General features: G+C 63.9%; 16 protein-coding genes, 2 tRNA genes and 2 rRNA genes. 7 read left to right on the top strand and 13 right to left on the bottom strand.

Annotated elements, in window-relative coordinates; genetic code table 11:
* Positions 1 to 83 precede the first annotated feature (83 nt).
* The 10 genes from AZKH_RS00315 to def all read right to left on the bottom strand — a co-directional run bounded on the left by AZKH_RS00315 (position 84) and on the right by def (position 10,174).
* Positions 84 to 2,967: ribosomal RNA gene (locus tag AZKH_RS00315) — 23S ribosomal RNA — on the bottom strand.
* A 257-nt stretch (positions 2,968 to 3,224) separates the two neighbouring features.
* Positions 3,225 to 3,300: transfer RNA gene (locus AZKH_RS00310), tRNA-Ala, on the bottom strand.
* Positions 3,301 to 3,313: 13 nt separating this feature from the next.
* A tRNA-Ile gene (locus tag AZKH_RS00305) sits at positions 3,314 to 3,390 on the bottom strand.
* Between the two features lie 77 nt (positions 3,391 to 3,467).
* A 16S ribosomal RNA gene (locus AZKH_RS00300) occupies positions 3,468 to 5,003 on the bottom strand.
* The 16S and 23S rRNA genes sit together here with 2 tRNA genes alongside, the layout of an rRNA operon.
* Positions 5,004 to 5,400: 397 nt before the next feature.
* Positions 5,401 to 5,916, bottom strand: a complete 516-nt coding sequence (mobB, locus tag AZKH_RS00295; RefSeq protein WP_015433721.1) for a molybdopterin-guanine dinucleotide biosynthesis protein B — start codon at positions 5,914 to 5,916, stop codon at positions 5,401 to 5,403.
* An 11-nt stretch (positions 5,917 to 5,927) separates the two neighbouring features.
* Positions 5,928 to 7,319 carry a sigma-54 dependent transcriptional regulator gene (locus AZKH_RS00290; RefSeq protein WP_015433720.1) on the bottom strand — a complete coding sequence of 464 codons (1,392 nt, stop codon included), beginning with the start codon at positions 7,317 to 7,319 and terminating at the stop codon, positions 5,928 to 5,930.
* A gap of 93 nt (positions 7,320 to 7,412) precedes the next feature.
* Positions 7,413 to 7,640: an ATP-binding protein gene (locus AZKH_RS00285; RefSeq protein ID WP_015433719.1), complete on the bottom strand. Its 228-nt coding sequence runs from the start codon at positions 7,638 to 7,640 to the stop codon at positions 7,413 to 7,415.
* 139 nt (positions 7,641 to 7,779) lie between these two features.
* A complete protein-coding gene (gene htpX / locus AZKH_RS00280; protein ID WP_015433718.1) occupies positions 7,780 to 8,625 on the bottom strand; it encodes a zinc metalloprotease HtpX in 846 nt (281 codons plus the stop codon).
* 101 nt (positions 8,626 to 8,726) lie between these two features.
* Complete coding sequence (gene fmt / locus AZKH_RS00275; protein ID WP_015433717.1) at positions 8,727 to 9,674, bottom strand: methionyl-tRNA formyltransferase; 948 nt, start codon at positions 9,672 to 9,674, stop codon at positions 8,727 to 8,729.
* Positions 9,671 to 10,174, bottom strand: coding sequence for a peptide deformylase (gene def / locus AZKH_RS00270; RefSeq protein WP_015433716.1), 504 nt, complete (start codon positions 10,172 to 10,174; stop codon positions 9,671 to 9,673). The genes fmt and def overlap by 4 nt, the downstream gene beginning before the upstream one ends.
* 162 nt (positions 10,175 to 10,336) lie before the next feature.
* Here def and AZKH_RS00265 point away from each other — a divergent pair, with 162 nt between their 5' ends.
* From AZKH_RS00265 to AZKH_RS00250, 4 genes are all read left to right on the top strand, one after another.
* Positions 10,337 to 11,362 (top strand): LysM peptidoglycan-binding domain-containing protein, encoded by a 1,026-nt coding sequence (locus AZKH_RS00265; protein WP_041656520.1) that lies wholly within the window; start codon positions 10,337 to 10,339, stop codon positions 11,360 to 11,362.
* Between the two features lie 17 nt (positions 11,363 to 11,379).
* On the top strand, positions 11,380 to 12,543 hold the full coding sequence (gene dprA, locus AZKH_RS00260; protein ID WP_015433714.1) for a DNA-processing protein DprA: 1,164 nt from the start codon (positions 11,380 to 11,382) through the stop codon (positions 12,541 to 12,543).
* A gap of 18 nt (positions 12,544 to 12,561) precedes the next feature.
* Positions 12,562 to 13,029 carry a DUF494 domain-containing protein gene (locus AZKH_RS00255; RefSeq protein WP_015433713.1) on the top strand — a complete coding sequence of 156 codons (468 nt, stop codon included), beginning with the start codon at positions 12,562 to 12,564 and terminating at the stop codon, positions 13,027 to 13,029.
* A 108-nt stretch (positions 13,030 to 13,137) separates the two neighbouring features.
* Positions 13,138 to 15,744 carry a DNA topoisomerase III gene (locus AZKH_RS00250; RefSeq protein WP_041655760.1) on the top strand — a complete coding sequence of 869 codons (2,607 nt, stop codon included), beginning with the start codon at positions 13,138 to 13,140 and terminating at the stop codon, positions 15,742 to 15,744.
* Between the two features lie 39 nt (positions 15,745 to 15,783).
* On the opposite strand, the gene AZKH_RS00245 is transcribed toward AZKH_RS00250, so the two are convergent.
* Both AZKH_RS00245 and AZKH_RS00240 read right to left on the bottom strand, forming a co-directional pair.
* Complete coding sequence (locus tag AZKH_RS00245; RefSeq protein ID WP_015433711.1) at positions 15,784 to 16,956, bottom strand: NAD(P)/FAD-dependent oxidoreductase; 1,173 nt, start codon at positions 16,954 to 16,956, stop codon at positions 15,784 to 15,786.
* A 70-nt stretch (positions 16,957 to 17,026) separates the two neighbouring features.
* On the bottom strand, positions 17,027 to 17,983 hold the full coding sequence (locus AZKH_RS00240) for a hydrogen peroxide-inducible genes activator (protein WP_015433710.1): 957 nt from the start codon (positions 17,981 to 17,983) through the stop codon (positions 17,027 to 17,029).
* Positions 17,984 to 18,147: 164 nt separating this feature from the next.
* On the opposite strand from AZKH_RS00240, the gene AZKH_RS00235 reads away from it, so the two are divergent.
* Positions 18,148 to 20,190 (top strand): TonB-dependent siderophore receptor, encoded by a 2,043-nt coding sequence (locus AZKH_RS00235; protein WP_015433709.1) that lies wholly within the window; start codon positions 18,148 to 18,150, stop codon positions 20,188 to 20,190.
* A gap of 19 nt (positions 20,191 to 20,209) precedes the next feature.
* Here the strand turns inward: AZKH_RS00235 and AZKH_RS00230 are convergent, their stop codons facing one another.
* Positions 20,210 to 20,827, bottom strand: coding sequence for a response regulator transcription factor (locus tag AZKH_RS00230; RefSeq protein ID WP_015433708.1), 618 nt, complete (start codon positions 20,825 to 20,827; stop codon positions 20,210 to 20,212).
* 161 nt (positions 20,828 to 20,988) lie between these two features.
* Between AZKH_RS00230 and AZKH_RS00225 the strand changes: the two genes are divergently transcribed.
* Complete coding sequence (locus tag AZKH_RS00225; protein WP_041655759.1) at positions 20,989 to 21,501, top strand: hypothetical protein; 513 nt, start codon at positions 20,989 to 20,991, stop codon at positions 21,499 to 21,501.
* Positions 21,502 to 21,592: 91 nt separating this feature from the next.
* On the top strand, positions 21,593 to 23,065 hold the full coding sequence (locus AZKH_RS00220) for a DegQ family serine endoprotease (protein ID WP_015433706.1): 1,473 nt from the start codon (positions 21,593 to 21,595) through the stop codon (positions 23,063 to 23,065).
* Positions 23,066 to 23,116 lie beyond the last annotated feature (51 nt).

Below are 23,116 nucleotides of genomic sequence, written 5' to 3'. Positions count from 1 at the left end.
AAGGGGGAGAAGTGTGTGCGGTATGGGGGGTTGTGATTGCTTGCGCGGTGTTGCGTGCGGGTGAGGCGTGGATCCAGGGTTATAGGATCAAGCCGCACGGGCAATTAGTATCGGTTAGCTTAACGCATTACTGCGCTTCCACACCCGACCTATCAACGTTGTGGTCTTCAACGACCCTTCAGGGGGCTCGAGGCCCCGGGGAAGTCTCATCTTGAGGCGAGTTTCCCGCTTAGATGCTTTCAGCGGTTATCTCTTCCGTACTTAGCTACCCGGCGATGCGACTGGCGTCACAACCGGTACACCAGAGGTACGTCCACTCCGGTCCTCTCGTACTAGGAGCAGGTCCTCTCAAACTTCCAGCGCCCACGGCAGATAGGGACCAAACTGTCTCACGACGTTTTAAACCCAGCTCACGTACCACTTTAAATGGCGAACAGCCATACCCTTGGGACCGGCTACAGCCCCAGGATGTGATGAGCCGACATCGAGGTGCCAAACTCCGCCGTCGATGTGAACTCTTGGGCGGAATCAGCCTGTTATCCCCAGAGTACCTTTTATCCGTTGAGCGATGGCCCTTCCATACAGAACCACCGGATCACTATGACCTGCTTTCGCACCTGCTCGACTTGTCGGTCTCGCAGTCAAGCCGCCTTTTGCCATTGCACTATCAGTACGATGTCCGACCGTACCTAGGCGACCTTCGTACTCCTCCGTTACCTTTTAGGAGGAGACCGCCCCAGTCAAACTGCCTGCCATGCACGGTCCCCGACCCGGATTCACGGGCCCAGGTTAGAACCTCAACGACACCAGGGTGGTATTTCAAGGACGGCTCCACGACAACTGGCGTTGCCGCTTCAAAGCCTCCCACCTATCCTACACAAGTCCCGTCAAAGTCCAATGCAAAGCTACAGTAAAGGTTCATGGGGTCTTTCCGTCTAGCCGCGGGTAGATTGCATCTTCACAAACACTTCAACTTCGCTGAGTCTCAGGAGGAGACAGTGTGGCCATCGTTACGCCATTCGTGCAGGTCGGAACTTACCCGACAAGGAATTTCGCTACCTTAGGACCGTTATAGTTACGGCCGCCGTTTACCGGGGCTTCGATCAAGAGCTTGCACCCCATCACTTAACCTTCCGGCACCGGGCAGGCGTCACACCCTATACGTCCACTTTCGTGTTTGCAGAGTGCTGTGTTTTTAATAAACAGTCGCAGCCACCGATTCTCTGCGGCCCCGTCGCCCTTCGGATGTACTCCTACAAGCTACCGGGGCATACCTTCTCCCGAAGTTACGGTATCAATTTGCCGAGTTCCTTCTCCTGAGTTCTCTCAAGCGCCTTAGAATTTTCTTCCTGCCCACCTGTGTCGGTTTGCGGTACGGTCGATTCTAGACTGAAGCTTAGAGGCTTTTCCTGGAAGCAGGGTATCAACCACTTCGGTCTCAAAGAGACCTCGTCATCACGCCTCAGCTCAGCCCGACGGATTTGCCTATCGGGCACGCCTACACGCTTAAACCGGGACGTCCAACACCCGGCCGGCCTAACCTTCTCCGTCCCCCCATCGCATCTAAAATCGGTACGGGAATATTGACCCGTTTCCCATCGACTACGCATTTCTGCCTCGCCTTAGGGGCCGACTCACCCTGCGTCGATGAACGTTGCGCAGGAAACCTTGGGCTTTCGGCGAGGGTGCTTTTCACACCCTTTATCGCTACTCATGTCAGCATTCGCACTTCCGATACCTCCAGCATCCCTCTCGAGACACCTTCGCAGGCTTACGGAACGCTCCCCTACCATCTCTTACGAGATCCGCAGCTTCGGTTCATGGCTTGAGCCCCGTTACATCTTCCGCGCAGGACGACTCGACTAGTGAGCTATTACGCTTTCTTTAAAGGGTGGCTGCTTCTAAGCCAACCTCCTAGCTGTCTATGCCTTCCCACTTCGTTTCCCACTTAGCCATGTATTTGGGACCTTAGCTGGCGGTCTGGGTTGTTTCCCTCTCGTCCCAGGACGTTAGCACCCCAGGACTGTCTGCCGTATATCACTTTGCGGTATTCGGAGTTTGCTATCGCGGGGTAGATCGCAGTGACCCCCCCAACGATTACAGTGCTCTACCCCCGCAAGTGTCCGTACGACGCACTACCTAAATAGTTTTCGGGGAGAACCAGCTATTTCCGGATTTGTTTAGCCTTTCACCCCTATCCACAGCTCATCCCCTAATTTTTCAACATTAGTGGGTTCGGACCTCCAGTACCTGTTACGGCACCTTCATCCTGGCCATGGATAGATCATCCGGTTTCGGGTCTACGCCCAGCAACTCAGTCGCCCTTATCAGACTCGGTTTCCCTACGCCTCCCCTATTCGGTTAAGCTCGCTACTGAACGTAAGTCGCTGACCCATTATACAAAAGGTACGCAGTCACCCCACAAGGAGGCTCCCACTGTTTGTATGCATGCGGTTTCAGGATCTATTTCACTCCCCTCCCGGGGTTCTTTTCGCCTTTCCCTCACGGTACTGGTTCACTATCGGTCGATCACGAGTATTTAGCCTTGGAGGATGGTCCCCCCATCTTCAGACAGGATTTCACGTGTCCCGCCCTACTTGTCGCACGCTCAGACCCGCCACCGATTTTTCGCATACGGGGCTATCACCCTGTATCGCCGGACTTTCTAGACCGTTCTGCTAAATCGATGGTTTAGTCGTGCAGGCTCTTCCCCGTTCGCTCGCCACTACTTGGGGAATCTCGGTTGATTTCTGTTCCTGCGGCTACTTAGATGTTTCAGTTCACCGCGTTCGCCTCCTCAGACCTATGGATTCAGTCTGGGATACTCCCGAAGGAGTGGGTTTCCCCATTCGGACATCGGGGGATCAATGCTCCATTGCCAGCTCCCCCCCGCTTTTCGCAGGCTTGCACGTCCTTCATCGCCTGTGATCGCCAAGGCATCCACCACATGCACTTAGTCGCTTGATCCTATAACTCTGGACCCCTCTTACAGGATCCCACCGCTACAGGCAACTCGCGCTTGTGCGCACCCATCTGCCGCCGGTTCAAAGCGCAGATAGATGCAAAAATGCAATCACACCAACCCATGCCACAATCGATCTTCCGACCGACTGTCGCACACTTTACTTCTTCCACTTTGTTAAAGAACATTGGCACTCAGGCCTAAGCGCTACGCAGCCCACCGGCTACCCACCGCTTAACCCTGACTCGAGCCCCACCTATCATGGTGGAGGATGACGGGATCGAACCGACGACCCCCTGCTTGCAAAGCAGGTGCTCTCCCAGCTGAGCTAATCCCCCCCGATACTGCGTGTGGTGGGTCTGGTTGGGTTCGAACCAACGACCCCCGCCTTATCAAGACGGTGCTCTAACCAGCTGAGCTACAGACCCTCCGATACCGCGAGGCTCTCGTTGCCTGAACAACCGATAAGTTGTGAGCACTCGGCGCCGAGCGGCGCCTTCTCTTGAAAGGAGGTGATCCAGCCGCACCTTCCGATACGGCTACCTTGTTACGACTTCACCCCAGTCATGAATCTCACCGTGGTAAGCGCCCCCCCGAAGGTTAAGCTACCTACTTCTGGTGAAACCCACTCCCATGGTGTGACGGGCGGTGTGTACAAGACCCGGGAACGTATTCACCGCAGCATGCTGATCTGCGATTACTAGCGATTCCGACTTCACGCAGTCGAGTTGCAGACTGCGATCCGGACTACGATCGGCTTTAAGGGATTAGCTCCACCTCGCGGTTTGGCAACCCTCTGTACCGACCATTGTATGACGTGTGAAGCCCTACCCATAAGGGCCATGAGGACTTGACGTCATCCCCACCTTCCTCCGGTTTGTCACCGGCAGTCTCGCTAAAGTGCCCAACTCAATGCTGGCAATTAGCGACAAGGGTTGCGCTCGTTGCGGGACTTAACCCAACATCTCACGACACGAGCTGACGACAGCCATGCAGCACCTGTGTCCTGGCTCCCGAAGGCACTCCCTGATCTCTCAAGGATTCCAGGCATGTCAAGGGTAGGTAAGGTTTTTCGCGTTGCATCGAATTAATCCACATCATCCACCGCTTGTGCGGGTCCCCGTCAATTCCTTTGAGTTTTAACCTTGCGGCCGTACTCCCCAGGCGGTCGACTTCACGCGTTAGCTGCGTTACTCAGAAAGTTACCCTTCCGAACAACTAGTCGACATCGTTTAGGGCGTGGACTACCAGGGTATCTAATCCTGTTTGCTCCCCACGCTTTCGTGCATGAGCGTCAGTATCGGCCCAGGGGGCTGCCTTCGCCATCGGTGTTCCTCCACATATCTACGCATTTCACTGCTACACGTGGAATTCCACCCCCCTCTGCCGTACTCTAGCCGTGCAGTCACAAGCGCAGTTCCCAGGTTAAGCCCGGGGATTTCACACCTGTCTTACACAACCGCCTGCGCACGCTTTACGCCCAGTAATTCCGATTAACGCTCGCACCCTACGTATTACCGCGGCTGCTGGCACGTAGTTAGCCGGTGCTTCTTCTGACAGTACCGTCATCCGCCTCCCGTATTAGGAGAAGCGTTTTCTTTCCGTCTGAAAGAGCTTTACAACCCGAAGGCCTTCTTCACTCACGCGGCATGGCTGGATCAGGGTTGCCCCCATTGTCCAAAATTCCCCACTGCTGCCTCCCGTAGGAGTCTGGGCCGTGTCTCAGTCCCAGTGTGGCGGATCATCCTCTCAGACCCGCTACGGATCGTCGCCTTGGTAGGCCTTTACCCCACCAACTAGCTAATCCGACATCGGCCGCTCCAATCACGCGAGGTCTTGCGATCCCCCGCTTTCCCCCTCAGGGCGTATGCGGTATTAGCTACGCTTTCGCGTAGTTATCCCCCATGACTGGGTACGTTCCGATGCATTACTCACCCGTTCGCCACTCGCCGGCAGGCCGAAGCCCCCGCTGCCGTTCGACTTGCATGTGTAAAGCATGCCGCCAGCGTTCAATCTGAGCCAGGATCAAACTCTTAAGTTCAATCCAACAATGCACTCAAAGAAATCATTACTGACTTACATCTGAGCACTCAATGCTTGCAAAGCGCGGGCTCCGAAGAACCCACTTGCGCCTGCCGTCACCGAGCACTCACACTTATCGGTTGTCCAATTTTTTAAAGAACCGCTGCCGAAGCAACGAGAAATAGATTCTGACAAACTTCACTGTCGCCGTCAAGCACTGCCGATATTTTATTTCTTCAACATCGACTGCATCCAACGCTCTTTCCCTCTCCGCCGCCGCCGCCTTTCACCGCTGCGTCGCGAAGAGGGGCGCATTTTATAGAGTTCGGAATGTTCGTCAACTACTTCGACCAACAATCTTGGCGCAGGGTCAAAATCCCGCAAGGACGCGTCGGAGCGCTTTCGGAAAGCGGGGGTCAGGGAGAGGGGGTCGGCATCGCCTGCGTAAACAGGTACTCGACGATGAAGTTGGCGACCGCCACCGGGTCGTTGATGTCGAGCCGCGGGAGAGTGGTGGCGACGTCGGTGTCGCTCGCGATCGCGACGATGTGTGGATCGTCGGGGAACAGAAGCGGCGCTCCGACTTCAGTGCGGTAGACCTCGATCTTGGGGACCGGGGCGCGCTTGAAGCCTTCGATGAGGACGAGGTCGCAGTCGGAGAGCTTGGCGAGCAGGGCATCGAGCGGCATTTCGACGTCGCCGCGCAATTCATGCGTCAAGGACCAGCGCCGGCCGGAGCTGATCATGACCTCTCGGCAGCCGGCGTGGCGATGCCGCCAGGAGTCCTTGCCTTCATGGTCGATATCGAACGCGTGATGGGCGTGCTTGACGAGGGAGACCGTTAGGCCGCGGCCGTCAAGGAGGGTGATGACGCGCTCGATGAGAGAGGTCTTGCCGCTGCCGGACCAGCCGGCGAATCCGATCACTTTCATTGCATGTCCTTTCACGCCCCCGTCTCGCTCCATTCGGCGCATTTGCGCTCCAGGGTCTTGCGCGACACGCCGAGCCGGCGTGCGGCCTCGGACTTGTTGCCGCCGCATGCTTCAAGCATGCGCAGGATGTGGCGCTTTTCGACTTCCTCGAGCGGCATTGCGAGCGCGGCGTTGAGCATGTCGCCACGCGCGCTCAGCGCGTCTACAGGAAAACCGCCGAGAATCAGCGAACGCTCGATGAAGTTGCGTAGTTCGCGGACGTTTCCGGGCCAGGTATAGGACGCGAGCTGGGCGAGCAGCCCGTGAGAGAGCGCAAGCGGCGCCATCCCGAGTTGGACGGTCAGCAGGTTCATGAAGTGGCGCACGAGTTCGGGGATGTCTTCGGCGCGTTCGCGAAGCGGCGGAATGACGATTTCCATCACGGCGAGGCGAAAGTAGAGGTCCTGGCGGAAACGTCCGGCCGCGACTTCAGCCGCGAGGTCGCGGTTGGAGGCGGCGACGATGCGCACGTCGACGGGAATCTCGCGCTCGGAGCCGACCGGACGCAAGCGGCGCTCTTCGAGCACCCGCAGCAGGCGTGACTGCTGTGGCAGGGGCAGTTCGCTGACTTCGTCGAGAAAGAGCGTGCCGCCGTGGGCATAATAGAAGAGGCCGTTGCGGCTGTCCGTGGCGCCCGTGAAGGCGCCCTTCACGTGACCGAAGAGTTCGCTCTCGATCAGGTCGGCCGCGATTGCCGCACAGTTGAGCGGCACAAAGGGTCGCTGAGCGCGCGGACTCATGCGGTGCAGCGCGCGGGCCGCGACTTCCTTGCCGGTGCCGGATTCGCCGAGTAGCAGGACCGTGCTGGGCGTCTGGGCCACGCGTCGCAGCACGCCGCGCAGTTGGTCCATGCAGGACGACGCGCCGACCAGCCCGTCGATGTCGACACTCAGTCCCGCGAGCTGACGCCGCAGGACGAAGTTCTCGCGCGCGAGATGGGCTCGCTGGAAGCAGTTCTTGATCGAATTCAGGATCTGGTCGACGCGGAAAGGCTTCAGGATGAAATCCGATGCGCCACCACGCAGGGCGTTGATCGCGGTGTCGAGGTCGGCGAAGGCGGTGATCAGGATCACGTCGCCGGTGAATCCGTCCTCGCGCAGCTCATGCAGCCAGTCGAGGCCGGACTTGCCGGGCAGGGCGATGTGGAGAATCAGCAGATCGAAGTGCAGGCGGGCCATCAGGCGCATGGCGTGCTCGACGTCCGGGGCCGACTCGACGAGCCCGCAGCGCGGCCGCAGCGCGCGTTCGAGGAAGCTGCGCATGCCTTCCTCGTCATCGACGACGAGTACCGAATGAGCCTGCCAGCTGAACTCGGGCACCGCAACCGACTTGCCGGTCGCCGCCTCGGGCACGTGCTGCATCATGAGTCCTCGAAATGAAAAAGGGGTCACCGGGCAGATCGGTGACGTGAGGCCTTAGGATAACCGACCCGATTGGTCCTGACGCGGAACTGCGGCTCACCAGCGGCGCAGCAAGCCCGGGGCACTGGGCGCCGCGTCGTAGCGAGCGTCACGGCGCAGCCACAGCACGAAATCGCTGCCTTCGCTGGGGCGGCTGTTGACGGTGATGCGTCCGCCGTAGCGCCCGACAACCGTATAGCTGATCGACAGACCCAGCCCGGTGCTGCCCGGAGAGGCCTGAAGTGTCCGCGACGCGGCCGTCAGACGGCCCTCGCGGTCGGGCATCTAGAGGAAGTCGAGCCCACGTGCGGGCGCCAGCTCGGCGAGCAATGCGGACATCGACAGCTTCGCCCGCACCGAATACTCGAGATGCTAACGCAAGCGGCCCACGCGCCGCGGGCCCGGTCGCTTCCAATATGCGGCGTCAGCGGGCGGCCAGTTCGCGCAGGCGCGCGATGCGCTCCTCGGTCGAGGGGTGGGTCGAGAACAGGCTGCGCAGGCCGTCGCCCGACAGCGGGTTCATGATCATCATCTGCGCCGTTTCCGGATGTTCGTCGGCGGTGTGCATCGGGATGCCTCGGGCGTAGGCATCAATCTTCGCGAGCGCGCTCGCGAGCGCCTCGGGGTCGCCCGAAATCTCGGCGCCGCCGCGATCCGCACCGAATTCGCGCGTGCGGGAGATCGCCATCTGGATCACCATCGCCGCGATCGGCGCGAGGATCATCACGAGAATCTGCAGCACCGGACTCGGCCGGTCGTCGTCGCGGCTGCCGCCGAAGAACATTCCGAACTGGGCCAACATCGAAATCGCGCCGGCGACGGTGGCCGAGATCGTCGAGATCAGGATGTCGCGGTTGCGGACGTGGGCCATCTCGTGCGCCATCACGCCCCGCAGTTCTCGCTCGGAGAGCATGCGGATGATGCCGGTCGTCGCGGCGACTGCTGCGTGCTCGGGATTGCGTCCGGTCGCGAAGGCGTTGGGCTGGTCCTCGTCGATGATGTACACGCGCGGCATCGGCAGCCCGGCGCGCTGAGCAAGGCCGGCGACCATCTTGTACAGATAGGGCGAGGTGGCCTCGTCGACTTCGCGCGCGTTGTACATGCGCAGCACCATCTTGTCGGAGAACCAGTAGGCCCATACGTTCATCGCGCCGCCGAAAAGCAGCGCCATCAGCATGCCCTTCTCGCCGCCGAGCATGGCACCGACCGCACCGAACAGTGCGACGATGCCTGCCATCAGGATCGAGGTCTTGAGCCAGTTGCCGAACATGATGCGTCTTCCTTCCTATTGGTGAGGGAATGTCAGTTCAGTAGATGGGGTCGCTCGCCGCGGATTCAACTGCCTGCGGGAATCGGGAATTGCAACCCGGATCAGAAGGACGAATCGAAGCGTTCGCCTGGAGTGACCGGAAAGCCGCGTAGAAATTCCCCCGCCGGCATGCGGCGGCTACCCGGCTTTTGCAGCTCGGTCACGCGCAGCGCCTGCTCGCCGCATGCGACGACCACGCCGCTGTCATCGGCTGCGAGAACGGTTCCGGGCTCGCCGCGGCCGCTGACCGGTTCGGCCGACCACATCTTCACGGGCACCTCGCGCAGCATCCCCACGGCACCGGGGAAGGGATTGAAGGCCCGCACCGCCCGCGCGAGTTCGATCGCGGGACGCTGCCACGCGAGCGCCGCCTCGGCCTTGCCGATCTTTGCAGCGTAGGTGACTCCGTTGTCCGGCTGCGGGATCGGCGTGAGCTCGCCTTTCGGCAGGCGCCGCAGGGCCTCGACGATCATGCCGGCTCCGAGCGTGGCCAGACGGTCATGCAGGGTCGCGGTCGTGTCGTCGTCGGCGATCGGAACCGCGCCCTTCATCAGCATCGGTCCGGTGTCGAGCCCCTCGTCCATCTGCATGATCGTGATGCCGGTTTCGGCATCTCCGGCCTCGATGGCACGATGGATCGGCGCGGCACCGCGCCAGCGCGGCAGCAGCGAGGCGTGGATGTTGAGGCAGCCGAAACGCGGCAGTTCTAGCACCGCGCGCGGCAGGATCAGGCCGTAGGCGGCGACGACCAGCACATCCGGCGCGCACGTGACGAGGGCTGCGCGCTGTTCGTCGGTACGCAGCTTTTCGGGTTGATCGACGGGAATGCCGTGCGTGAGCGCGACTTGTTTGACCGGGCTCGCGGTCAGCTTCATGCCGCGACCGGCGGGCCGGTCGGGTTGCGTCAGTACCAGCGGTACGGAAAAGCCCGCATCGAGGATCGCGTCGAGCGCGGCGGCGGCGAACTCCGGCGTGCCCGCGAAGGCGACGCGCAACGCGGCGGCGCTCACGCGGTGATCCGCGCTTTCTTGGCGAGCCGCGTCTTGATGCGGTTCAGCTTCAGCGGCGACAGGTATTCGACGAAGACCTTGCCCTCGAGGTGATCCAGTTCGTGCTGGATGCACACGGCGAGCAGTCCGTCGGCTTCGAGCTCGAAAGGCTTGCCCTCGCTGTCGAGCGCACGCACGCGCACGTGTTCGGCACGACACACCGTTTCGTAGATGCCGGGCACCGACAGGCAGCCTTCCTCGCCGACATGCTCGCCCGATTTCTCGATGATTTCGGGGTTGATGAAGACCTGCAGCTGCGACCGGTCCTCGCTGATATCGATCACGACGACGCGTTTATGTACGTCGACCTGCGTCGCGGCGAGCCCGATTCCCGGCGCCTCGTACATGGTCTCAGCCATATCCTTGACGAGTTGCCGGATCGAGTCGTCGACCGCCTCGACCGGTTTGGCACGGATGTGCAGACGCGGGTCGGGATAACGAAGAATCGGTAATAGCGCCATAAATGCTTGCCGGGTTAAGTCATTACGTGCAGAATTTCAAGTGCTTTGGCATGCAAAGTGGCATGCCGGGGCATTCGAATCGAGACTGCGGATTGGACCCTCGACCGGCGGGTGATGTTCCGGCAGTACGAGAATCCTGTGTGCTTCTATCGGAAGCGAGTGATGACCCGCATTATATTCTCTCTCCTGTTCAGCGTTGCGACCCTTCTCAGCTCCGGCGCAATCGCGGCCCCCGCTGCCTTGGCTGACAACGCGCCAGACAGCTACACCGTGGTACGCGGCGACACGCTGTGGGGCATTTCCGGTCGCTTCCTGAAGGAGCCCTGGCGCTGGCCGGAAGTGTGGCGCCTGAATCGCGAGCAGATCCGCAATCCGCATCTGATCTATCCGGGACAGATCATCGTTCTCGACCGCAGCGGCCCCTATTTGACGATCGGCCGGCGCGTCGGCGAGCAGAAACTCCAGCCGCAGGTCTATAACGAACCGCTCGAAACGGCGATCGCGACGATCCCGATGCAGGCGATCGAACCCTTCCTGACGAAGCCGCTGGTGATCGATGAGGCGCGCCTCGCGCAAGCCGGCACCATCGTCGCCACGGAAACCAGCCGCGTGTACATGGGCCCGGGCGACACGATCTTCGCGAAGAACATCAAGGGCGAGCAGAAGGTGTGGCAGGTCTTCCGCCCCGCCAAGCCGCTGGTCGACCCGCAGACCCACGAAGTGCTGGGCTACGAAGCCGCCTTCCTCGGCACGGCGCGGGTGACCGAGCCGGGCACGCCGGCAACGCTGGAAATCGTCGAATCCGTCGAGGAAGTCGGGACCGGCGACCGCCTCATCGAAGCCGGCGCGCCTGAAGTCTTCTCGTATGTGCCGCATGCGCCGGACAAGGCGGTCGAAGGCCGCCTGATCGGCATCTATCGCGGTGTCACCGAGACCGGCCGCAACAGCGTCGTCACCCTCAACATCGGTAGCCGCGACGGTCTGGAACGCGGCCACGTGCTCGCGCTGCATCGCAATCGCGGGGCGGTCGTGTACAAGGACGACGAGGGCAACAAGGAATCCTTCGTGCTGCCCGAAAAGCGCTTCGGCCTCGCGATGGTGTTCCGCGTCTTCGATCGCGTTGCCTACGCGCTGGTGATGGACACCGACGGTCCGGCCACGATCGGCGACAGCGTCCGCAAGCCCTGAGCGCTGCACCCGCCTCCGTGGAGGACGATCTCGCCGCCTGGCTGCGGCTCACCCTCCTTCCCGGCCTCGGCCCCGAACGCCAGCGCACCTTGCTCGCCGCGTTCGGGCTGCCCGAACAAATCTTCCGTGCGAGCCGCAGCAGCCTCGCCAGCGTCGTCGGCGGCGAAGCGGCCGACCTGCTGCTCGCGGCGCCGGATCGGACCCGCATCGACGCCGCGCTGAAGTGGGCGCGCGAACCCGGCAACCACGTCGTCACTCTCGGCGACCCGCGCTACCCGCAAGCGCTGCTTGAGATTCCCGATCCTCCGGTACTGCTCTATGTGAAGGGTGATCCGGGGCTGCTGCAGAGCGCGGGCCTTGCGATGGTCGGCGCGCGTTCGGCGACCCCTGCCGGCCTCGCCAACGCCGAAGCCTTCGCCGCCAATCTGGCCGCGGCAGACCTGACGATCGTCAGCGGCCTTGCATTGGGCATCGACGCGGCGGCACATCAGGGCACCCTGAGCGTGCCCGAGGGGCGCACGGTGGCGGTGATCGGCACCGGTGCGGATCGCGTCTATCCGGCAAAACATCAGACGCTCGCGCGCGAAATCGCGGCACGGGGCGCGATCGTCAGCGAATTCCCGCTCGGCACGCCGCCGCTGCCGCATAACTTTCCGCGTCGCAACCGCATCATTGCCGGGCTCGCCCGCGGTGTGCTGGTCGTCGAAGCGGCGCTGGGCAGCGGTTCGCTGATCACGGCGCGCCTCGCGACCGATTGCGGTCGCGAGGTCTTCGCGATTCCCGGTTCGATTCACTCGCCGCTCGCGCGCGGCTGCCACCGCCTGATACGGGACGGCGCGAAGCTGGTCGAGACTGCCGAAGATGTCCTCGAGGAGCTCGCCTGGAGCGCGCCGGCAGCGGTGCGACGCGACGCCGGTCGGTCGCCAGCGGTCCCGGGCTCGCGTAGCCGCCGCAATTCCCGCGAACCGGCTACGGCACCGGCGGGACTGCAGCTCGAAATCCCGCAAGGCCCGCCTGAACATGCCATCGTCCTTGACGCGCTAGGCCACGATCCGCTCGACATTGACACGCTGGCGACACGTTGCAGCTTGACGCTCGATGCGCTCTACGCCATTCTGCTTCCGCTGGAGCTCGACGGACAGATCACCCGACTGCCGGGCGGGCGCTTCCAGCGCCTCTGATTTGTGGGGTGCGCCGCCATGTTCGATATCCTGGTCTATCTCTTCGAGAATTACGTTCACGCCACCGCCTGTCCGGAGTCGGACCAGCTTGCGCGCAAGCTCTCGGCCGCCGGATTCGAGCAGGACGAAATCAGCGAAGCGCTGGAGTGGCTCACCGGCCTGCGCAACCTCGGCACGACCTCGCCGCTGCTGATGACGCCCGCGGCGGGCGCGATCCGTCTGTATAGCGCCGAGGAGCAGACGCGTCTGGACGCGGACTGCCGCGGCTTCCTCGCCTTCCTGGAGAACGCGGGTACGCTCGACGCGGCGACGCGCGAAATCATCATCGAACGCACGCTGGCGCTTGACGGCTTCAACGTCAGCCTGGGGCGCCTGAAGGTGATCGTGCTGATGGTGCTGTGGCAACGCGAGCTGCCGATCGACGGATTGATCGTCGACGAACTGCTGGGCGAAGACTTCGAGGACGAAGGACTGCTGCCGCAGTAAGGAAAACCGGCCCCGCTTGCGGACGTCACGGCGGCCTGCTTATCATGCGCCGCTTCATAACCCTATAGACAAAAGCCCTTTGTGGCTTTCCAAGGCAGCCACACCGGCATGAGCAAGCAACTGATCATCGCGGAAAAGCCCTCGGTCGCGCAGGACATTGCTCGCGCACTGGGCGGCTTCACGAAGGAAAAGGACTACTTCGAGTCGGACGAGTACGTCCTGTCGTCCGCGGTCGGCCACCTGCTGGAACTGGTCGTCCCCGAGGAATACGAGGTCAAGCGCGGCAAATGGACCTTCGCCCACCTGCCGGTGATCCCGCCGCAGTTCGCGCTCAAACCGATCGAAAAGACCGACGACCGCCTGAAGCTGCTGACGCGGCTCATCAAGCGCAAGGACGTCACCGGCCTCATCAACGCCTGTGACGCGGGACGCGAGGGCGAACTGATCTTCAATTTCATCGCGCAGCACGCGAAGACCGACAAGCCGGTGTCGCGCCTGTGGCTGCAGTCGATGACGGCCAACGCGATCCGCGAGGGCTTCGCGCACCTGCGCTCGGCGCAGGAGGTCGAGGGCCTACGCTCGGCTGCCGTGTGCCGCGCCGAGAGCGACTGGCTGATCGGCATCAACGGCACGCGGGCGATGACCGCGTTCAACTCCAAGACCGGTGGCTTCCACCTGACCACGGTCGGGCGCGTACAGACACCGACGCTCGCGATCGTCGTCGAGCGCGAGCAAAAGATCCGCCAGTTCAAGCCGCGCGACTACTGGGAACTTGAAGCGTCCTTCGGCTGCCAGGCCGGCAGCTACGCGGGCCGCTGGTTCGACGAAAATTTCAAGAAGGCCGAGGGCGACGAGCACGCGACGGCCTTCCGGCTGTGGGACAAGACGCGCGCCGAGGCGATCAAGGCCAAGTGCGACGGCAAACCGGGCCAGGTCAGCGAGGAATCCAAACCCTCGACCCAGCTCTCGCCGCTGCTCTTCGACCTGACGAGCCTGCAGCGCGAGGCGAACGGCCGCTTCGGCTTCTCGGCCCGGGTGACCTTGCAGATCGCGCAGGCGCTGTACGAGAAGCACAAGGTGCTGACCTATCCGCGTACCGACGCGCGCGCGCTGCCCGAGGACTATCTCGGCACGGTCAAGGACGTGATGCGGGCGCTGCCGGACGCGTATGCGCCTTTCGCGAACGAGATCGCGAAGCAGGGCTGGGTGAAGCCGAACAAGCGGATCTTCAACAACGCGAAGATTTCGGATCACTTCGCCATCATCCCGACCGGCACCGTGCCGAAGAGCCTGTCGGAGGCCGAACACAAGATCTACGATCTGGTGACGCGCCGCTTCCTGTCGGTGTTCTATCCGGCCGCCGAATACCGCGTGACGACGCGGATCACGCGCGTCGCGGGTGAAGCGTTCAAGACCGAGGGCAAGGTGCTCGTCAATCCGGGCTGGCTCGCGGTGTACGGCAAGGAAGGCGTCAAGGACGACGAGGATGGTACCGGCGGCGGCGCGCAGCTCGTCGCGGTGCAGCCCAACGAGACGGTGTCGACGGACGACCTCGTCGTGAAGAGCCTCGTCACGAAGCCGCCCGCACGCTACAACGAAGCGACGCTGCTGTCGGCGATGGAAGGCGCGGGCAAGATGGTCGATGACGAGGAACTGCGCGCGGCGATGGCCGAGCGCGGCCTCGGCACGCCGGCGACGCGGGCGCAGATCATCGAAGGGCTGATCGCGGAGCAGTACATCCATCGCGAGGGCCGCGAGCTGATCCCGAGCGCGAAGGCGTTCTCGCTGATCACGCTGCTGAAGGGCCTCGACGTGTCGGCGCTGACTTCGCCGGAACTGACCGGTGAGTGGGAGCACAAGCTCTCGCAGATGGAACGCGGCCAGCTGTCGCGGCCCGAGTTCATGCGCGAGATCGCCGAGATGGCACGCGAAGTCGTCGAGCGCGCGAAGCGCTATGAATCCGACACCGTGCCGGGCGATTTCGTCACGCTGTCGACGCCCTGCCCGAAGTGCGGCAGCGTGGTGAAGGAGAATTACAAGAAGTTCGCCTGCCAGGCCTGCGACTGGAGCGCGTGGAAGATCGTGGCCGGGCGCCAGTTCGAGATCGACGAGATCGAAACGCTGCTGCGCACCGGCCGCGTCGGCCCGCTGGTGGGCTTCCGCAGCAAGATGGGGCGACTGTTCAACGCCGAGATCAAGCTCAACGACGACAAGCAGCCCGAGTTCGATTTCGGCCAGCCGAAGGACGACGGCGAGGGCGCGGAAGCGGTCGACTTCTCGGGCCAGGAAGCGCTCGGCCCGTGCCCGAAGTGTGCGTCGCCGGTGTACGAGCACGGCATGGCCTACGTCTGCGAAAAGTCAGTGGGACCCGAAAAATCCTGCGATTTCCGCTCCGGCAAGGTCATTCTGCAGCAACCGGTCGAGCGCGAGCAGATGGCGAAGCTGCTTGCCGACGGGCGCACCGACCTGCTGAAGGGCTTCGTATCGACGCGCACGAAGCGCAAGTTCTCGGCCTTCCTGGTACGGGGCGCGGACGGCAAGGTCGGCTTCGAATTCGAACCGAAGGCGCCGAAGGCCGGCGCGAAAGGCAAGGCGGGCAACGGCAAACCGGCTGAAGGCGGCACGGACGAGGCAGCCGGCAAGGGCGGAGAAAAGGCGGCCCCGGCCACCGCGGCGAAGAAGCCGGCCACGCGCCGGCGCAGCGCAGAAAGCTGACACGGCGAGCGGGCCGATCGGCCCGCGCCGTGTCCAGAGTCAGCCGGACCACCAGTGCCCGACGCCGGACAGCAGGCGATGCGTCTCGTCGGTGGTCGCACCGACCAGCGCGAAGCCGCGCAACTTCCCGCTGCGGTCATGGAACAGCGCGCGCACGCCGCGGCCCGTGGCGCACTCGTGCCATTCGCCGTCGAGTCCGCGCGGCGGCTCGCAGATCACGGCCTCGCTGCAACCGGTCTGCATGCGTCGTGAGCGGGGATGCCAGCGGAGCATGCGGTTTCTCCCTCCCGTCAGGCCCCCGGCCAGCACGCGCACGCTCTCCTCGATGTCGTCGACATGCGCAAAGACGCGGTTTGCCATCTGCGCGCATTCGCCGACCGCGAAAATGTGCTCGTCCGAGCTTCGCATCTGGCCGTTGACGACGATGGCGGAGGCGACGTCGAGGCCGGCCTCGCGCGCGAGCGTACTGCGCGGCCGGCTGCCGAGGGCCGCGACGACGACCTCCGCGATGAGGCGGAGGCCGGAGAGGGTCGTGATCTCGAGGTCATAGCCACGCTGCTCGATGCGATGGATGCCGTCTTCGATCCATAGACTCACGCCCGCTGATCGCAGGTCCTGCTCGATGCGACCGGCGCAAAGCGTCGGGAAGGAGTCGCAAAGCAGGCGATTTTGCGGTTCGAGGAGCGTCACTTCGCAGCCGCCGCGCAGCAGGTTTCCTGCGAGCTCGCACCCCGGCAGGTCCCCGCCGAGCACCACGACGCGCTTGCGGCCCGCCAGTTCGCTGCGCAGGTAGGTGTATTCGGCCAGGCTGCTGACGGTCAGGATGCGGTCGGCGGCGCTGCCGCGCATCGCGGAAGGGCGCACGGCTTCGGCTCCGGTCGCGAGGACGAGGCGGGAATAGGCTTGCTCCCCGCTGGCCCGCCCGCTGGTTTGGGTACGCACGACGCGGCGCTCGCGGTCGATGGCGACGACGCGGCAATGCGGCTCGACCGTCGCGCCGAAGCGGTAGGCCATCTGCTCGGCGGTCGCGACCACCAGCTGGCCTGCTTCGCGGCGTTGGGCAAGGGCGGTGGCGAGTTCGAACTTCGCGTAGGCGGCGCCGTCGTCGGCGGCGGCGATCCACACTGGCTGGCGCGTATCCACGTGGCGCAATGCCCGCAACACGCCGTATCCGGCCATGCCCGTTCCGACGATGACAAGGGGAGCACTCATGTTCGGCCTCGCGTGAAGCCCACGTATCGCCAACGCTACGCCGCGCGATCGGGCGCGGCGCGGGAATGGATCACGCCACGGCGCTGACCGTTCCGCTTTCGAGCGGCACTGCGCGGCCGATCGGCCGCACGCCGGGGAGCTGGCTTTCGAGGATGGCGGTGCGCAACACATCGATGGCGCCGCTGCGCGGATAGGTCACGCGCCAAGCGAGCACGACGCGACGCGAAGGTTCGGGATCGGCGAAGGGGCGGACGGCGACGAGGTTGTTCTGTCCGGGCAGCTCATCCGCAGCGGAACTGGGCAGCACCGTGACGCCGAGGCCGGTCGCGACCATGTGGCGGATGGTTTCGAGCGAGCTGCCTTCGAGCGTGCGTTGCAGGCCGCTGACGCTGCGGCAGTGCGGGCAGACTTCGAGTACCTGTTCGCGGAAGCAGTTGCCGGCGCCGAGCAGCAGCAGATGTTCGTCGGAAAGGCGGTCAGGTTCGATGCTTTCGTGGGCCGTCCACGGGTGGTCGGCGGGCATCAGCACGCGGAAGGGTTCGTCGTAGACCGGCTGTGCGACGATGCCAGCCTCTTCGAACGGCAGCGACAGCACGATGACGTCGAGTTCGCCCCGTTTGAGCGCTTCGAGCAGGCGCGTGGTGTAGTTTTCGGTGATGATGAGCGGCATGCGCGGCGCGAGCCGATGCACGCGCGGAATCATACGCGGCAGCAGGTAGGGGCCGATCGTGAAGATCACGCCGAGGCGCAGCGGACCGGACAGCGGATCCTTGCCGGCCGCCGCGATCTCGTGGATTTGCGCGGCTTCCATCAGGACCTTTTCCGACTGTGCAACGATGCGCTGACCGGTGGCGGTGATCTTCACCTCGGTCGCGCTGCGCTCGAAGAGCTGCACGCCGAGTTCGTCCTCGACTTTCTTGATCGCCACCGACAGGGTCGGCTGGCTGACGTGGCATTTTTCGGCCGCGCGGCCAAAATGGCGCTCGTGGGCCAGGGCGATGAGGTAGCGGAGGTCGGTCAGAGTCATGGCTGCAGGCGTGCCGGAGAGCGAATTCGATAGCGTACGTTGATGATGGTACTCCGCTTGGGATCTTGAACATGGTCAAAATCCCCCGCCGCCGTGTCCCTTATAATGTTTCAAAACGTGTCATGGTCTTTGTGGCCCCCAGCGAAAAAAGAAGAATCCCCGCCATGCAACCCACTTCCTGCTATACAGGACTGCTTCCAGCCGCCCTACTCGTCCTGTCCTGCCCGGCTTCGGGCCAGTCCCTCGAATCCGAACAGGCATTCTTCGAACCTCTGCCCGTCGTGCTGACGGTGTCGCGGATGCCGAAGCCGCAACGCGAGACGCCCGCCGCGATCACGATCCTGGATCGCGACCTGATCCGTGCGACCGGCTACCGCGACATCGGGCGCCTGCTGCGGCTGGTGCCAGGGATGCAGATCGCGCAGGAAACCGGCAACGACCAGTGGGTGAGCTATCACGGACCGGGCACCGATTACCCGAGGCAGGTGCAGTTGCTGCTCGACGGGCGTCCGCTGTATGCGCCGTACTTCGGAGGCGCCTTCGCCGGGGGAATCCCGATCGCGATCGAGGACATCGAGCGCATCGAGGTCGTGCGCGGCACCGATTCGGCCGCCTACGGCTCGCAGGCCTTCGACGGCATCGTCAACATCATCACGCGCCACACTTCCGAGGAGACCGGCAGCGCGGTCATGCTGCGCGGCGGCACCAACGGCATCGCGGGGGGCAGCGCACGCGCCGTGGGCCAGCAGGGGCCGCTCGGCCTGCGCCTGACGGTGCAGCGCGAACGTGACGACGGCATGGGCGGACTGCACGATGACCGCACGACCAACCGCGCGAATCTGCGCGGCGACCTGCGCATCAGCACCTACGACGAGATCACGATGGCCGCCGGCGTGATGCACAGCGATCGCGAACGCGGCTACGACAACACCCAGTTCAACAGCAATCCGAAGCGCAAGGCAGCGATGCACTCGGAGTTCGTGCAGCTGCGCTGGCGCCACGCACCGACGAGCGACGAAGAGTTCGTGCTGTCGACGAACTACGCGCGCGAGAAGGCGCGCGACGAGTGGAAGATCAGCAGTCGCGGTCTACAGGGGCTCGGGGTGCCGCTGGTCGAAGTGCCGGTCAATGAGAACAACGCGACGACGCGTCACAACCTCGAGTTCGAACATCATTTCACCGCCTCCGACCGGCTGCGGCTGGGATGGGGCGCGGAATGGCGCCGCGACGAATTCGTTTCGCCCTTCCTGCTCTACAATGACCCGAAACAGTCGCAGGACACGTCCCGGCTGTACGGCAACAGCGAATGGCACTTCGCAAACGAGTGGTTGCTGAACGCCGGCCTGATGGCCGAAAACGCCCAGTACGACCAGACGCGGCTGTCGCCGCGGGTATTCCTGAACTGGCTGCCCGACACCGCCCAGTCCTGGCGCATCGGCTACACGCGCGCCTACCGCCAGCCCGGCATCTTCGATCGCAATGCCGACGTGCGCATTTACGTTCCCGGCACGACGCTGCTGCTGCAACAGCGCCAGATCGCGAATCCCGACATCGAGCCGCCGCGCATCGATGCCTTCGAGCTGGGCTTCCTCGGCCAGCTGCCCGACGGCCGCGCGCAGATCGACGTGCGCCTCTTCCACGAGGAAACGCGCGACCAGATCCGCCGCCAGGCGGTCGACGTGCCGGCGACGAACCCCTTCCAGGCGATCGTGCAGCACTTCCTTCCGCCGTCGCAGTGGGTCAATCGCGACGACGCGATCCGTGTCGAGGGCATCGAGTACCAGTTGCAGGTGCGTCCTTGGGAAGGCGGGCAGCTGCTTTTCAGCCACACGGTGATCCGGGCGCAATCGGACGAAGAGGCGATCCGCCGCAGCGTCGCCCCCTACACCGCGAGCCTGACCTGGCTGCAGCGCAGCGGGCCGTGGCAGAGCACACTGACGCTGCTGCGCAGCGGTCCGGTCGATGCCGGCAACGGCTTCACGCCGAGCTACCGCTACAGCGTGCCGGCCTACACGACCGCGGATGCGAGCATCGCACGCCACTTCGTGCTCGATGGCGGTCAGCGCGTGGAGGTGCGCCTGACGGGGATCAACCTGCTCGGAAAACACCAGGAATTGGCGAACTACCCGTTGCAGCGCCTGGCCGGCGACCGGCCGGTGAATCGCGTCGAGCCGCAGGTGGCCTTGAGCGTGACGACGGAATTCTGAGCGACGACGGGGGGAACGGCTACACGTCGCCCAACTCGGCGAGCACGAAGAGCCGGGAGAGTTCGGCGCCGGACTTGATTTCCAGCTTGCGGAAGAGGTTCATGCGGTGGGCTTCGACGGTGCGCGGGCTGATGCCCAGGCGGTCGGCGACCTCGCGCGCGGACAGGCCGTCGACGAGGTGGAGCGCGGTTTCGCGTTCGCGCTCGGTGAGCAGCGCCAGGCGGGCACGCGCGACGGCGATCTGGCCGCGACGGGCGCGGCGGCCGCGAGTGCTCGCGATCGCGAGGCGCACCTGCTCGATCAGCAACTCATTGCTGAGGGGCTTTTCGAGGACGGCGAAGGTGCCAGCCTGCATCGCGCGGACGGTGACGGGCACGTCGGCGTTGCCGGTGTAGATGATCACAGGCAGGTCGATGCCGCGTGCCTTCATGCGCTCGTGCAGTTCGAGGCCGCCGACGAAGGGCATGCGCAGGTCGAGGATGATGCAGGCCTCGTCCTTCGGGATGTAGCCGGCGAGGAAGGATTCGGCGCCGCCGAAGGATTCGACGTGAAAACCGGCCGAGCGGAACACGCGCTCGAGCGACTTGCGGAACGCCTCGTCATCATCGACGATCGCGACCCACTGTTCGGTGGCCATCCTGGACTCCTCCCGGGTCTGTGTCCCCGCTACAGCATTTATGCAGAGCGGTTCTGCCGACTGCAGTATAGGTAGATCTACGCATAGCCGTGAGCAATTGAACGAATTTTCCCGCGGGACCGGGATCCCTATGCTTGACCCATCGCTGACGAGGTGGGCATATGGACCGGAAAATCAATCGTGTTGCCGTACGTGCCGATCGGAATATTGTCGATGGCATGGTGCGCTGGGCCTGCTTCGGCGTGGCGATGATCATGTCCTTGTTCTACGGCAAACCCGCTCATGCGGAAGGCAGCACGGCCCACACCACCTGGGTGTGCTGGCACGACACCGCGACGACGAGCCTGTCCTGCCAACTGTCGCAGGACGACGGCCCGGTTGCCGAGGTCCCGGGCGAGGTCCCGGACGCGGGCGAGGCGGAGAGGTCGGCGGCCCCCTCCAAGGGCCGCCCGCTGCCGCGCGTCGCACGGCAAATCCTCGAGCATCCCGAGCAGTTTCAGGGACGCCGGATCTCGATCCCCATGTACAGCGATCCGGGAGAACGGGAATTCATGATCCAGCTCGCCGAAGCCGTGATGTGCGGCGTGCGTCAGGCCTGCAGCGTGGAATTCCTGCGCACGATTTCGGAGGTCGCGCTGGCGCAGGATGCGCTCGATGATCCCGCAATAAACTGAAATCTTTCCGTCATTGCCGGTTCGCCGGGAACGACTGCGGGCTGCACCCGTCTACCGATGGCATTCATCACCATTCGGGGATCAACAGAGCATGCGAAAGACGATTCTTGTCGCGATCATGACCGTCGCCACCGGTCTCGCGACGACCTTCGGCTCCGTGCCGGCAGTGGCAGCCACCCCATCCGCCGTCGCCCCCTCGCCGGGCGGCGCGCCGAACCGCTACGGCCTGCCGGATTTCAGCGATCTGGTCGAACAGGTCGGACCGGCGGTCGTGAATATCAGCGTGGTGCAGAAGCAGCGCGGAAATGATGAGGACATCGCCGGCTTGTCCCCCGACGATCCGTTCTACGACTTCCTGCGGCGCTTCGGCGTGCCCCTGCCTGGGACGCCGGGGCAGCCCGGGCACGGCAACCGCGGACCGCGCATCAGCCGCGGCATCGGATCGGGCTTCGTCGTCAGCGGCGACGGCTACGTACTGACGAACGCGCACGTCGTCGGCGAAGGCGAGTCGGAAGTGACCGTGAAGCTGATCGACAAACGCGAATTCAAGGCGAAGGTCGTCGGCACCGACAAGCGGACGGACATCGCGCTGCTGAAGATCGACGCGACGGGGCTGCCGACGGTGCGCACCGGCGACCCGGAGCGCGCGCGCGTCGGTGAATGGGTGATCGCGGTCGGCTCGCCTTTCGGCTTTGACAACACGGTGACCGCGGGCATCATCTCGGCCAAGGCGCGTCGGCTCCCGGACGAGAACTACGTGCCTTTCCTGCAGACCGACGTCGCGATCAACCCGGGCAATTCTGGCGGTCCGCTGTTCAACCTGAACGGCGAGGTGATCGGCATCAATTCGCAGATCTACTCGCGCTCGGGCGGTTTCATGGGGATTTCGTTCGCGATCCCGATCGACGTCGCGCTGAAGGTGAAGGAGCAGATCGTCAAGTACGGGCGCGTGCAGCGCGGCAAGCTGGGGGTAACGATCCAGGGCCTGGACAAGGATCTTGCGCAATCCTTCGGTCTGAGCGAGCCGCGCGGCGCGCTGGTGTCGAACGTCGAGGCGGATTCGCCGGCCGACAAGGCCGGCGTGAAGGCGGGCGACGTGGTGCTCGCCGTGGATGGCGTGCGGGTCGAGGATTCGGGCGACCTGCCGCGGATCATCGGCGACAAGCGTCCGGGCACGAGCGTGAAGCTCGAAATCTGGCGCGACGGAAAGAGCCGCACGGTGACGACGACGCTCGGGGAGATGCGCAGCGAGACGGTGGCCGAGCCTTCCGGCGGCGCGCCGCGCGGCGAGGATGCCGGCGGCAAGCTCGGGCTGACCGGGCGGGCGCTGACCGCGGAAGAGGCTTCGCAGCTGGGCGTGCGCGGCGGCGTGGTCGTCGAGCGCGCGAGCGGGCCGGCGGCACAGGCCGGACTGCAGGCCGGGGACGTGATCCTGGCGCTGAACAACCAGCCGGTGACAAGCCTCCAGGCTCTGCGCCAACTGGTCGAAAAGGCCGGCAACCGCTTCGCGCTCCTCGCGCAACGCGGCAACGCGCGCATCTTCGTGCCGATTCGGATCAAGTGAGCGGCTCAACCGAGGCGACGCGACGGGGCTGCATGCGGTCCCGTCCCGCCG

Source organism: Azoarcus sp. KH32C (genome assembly GCF_000349945.1).
GTDB lineage: Bacteria > Pseudomonadota > Gammaproteobacteria > Burkholderiales > Rhodocyclaceae > Aromatoleum.
The sequence above is the reverse complement of the archived record's forward strand: the minus strand, read 5'-3'. Positions and strand labels throughout refer to the sequence as shown.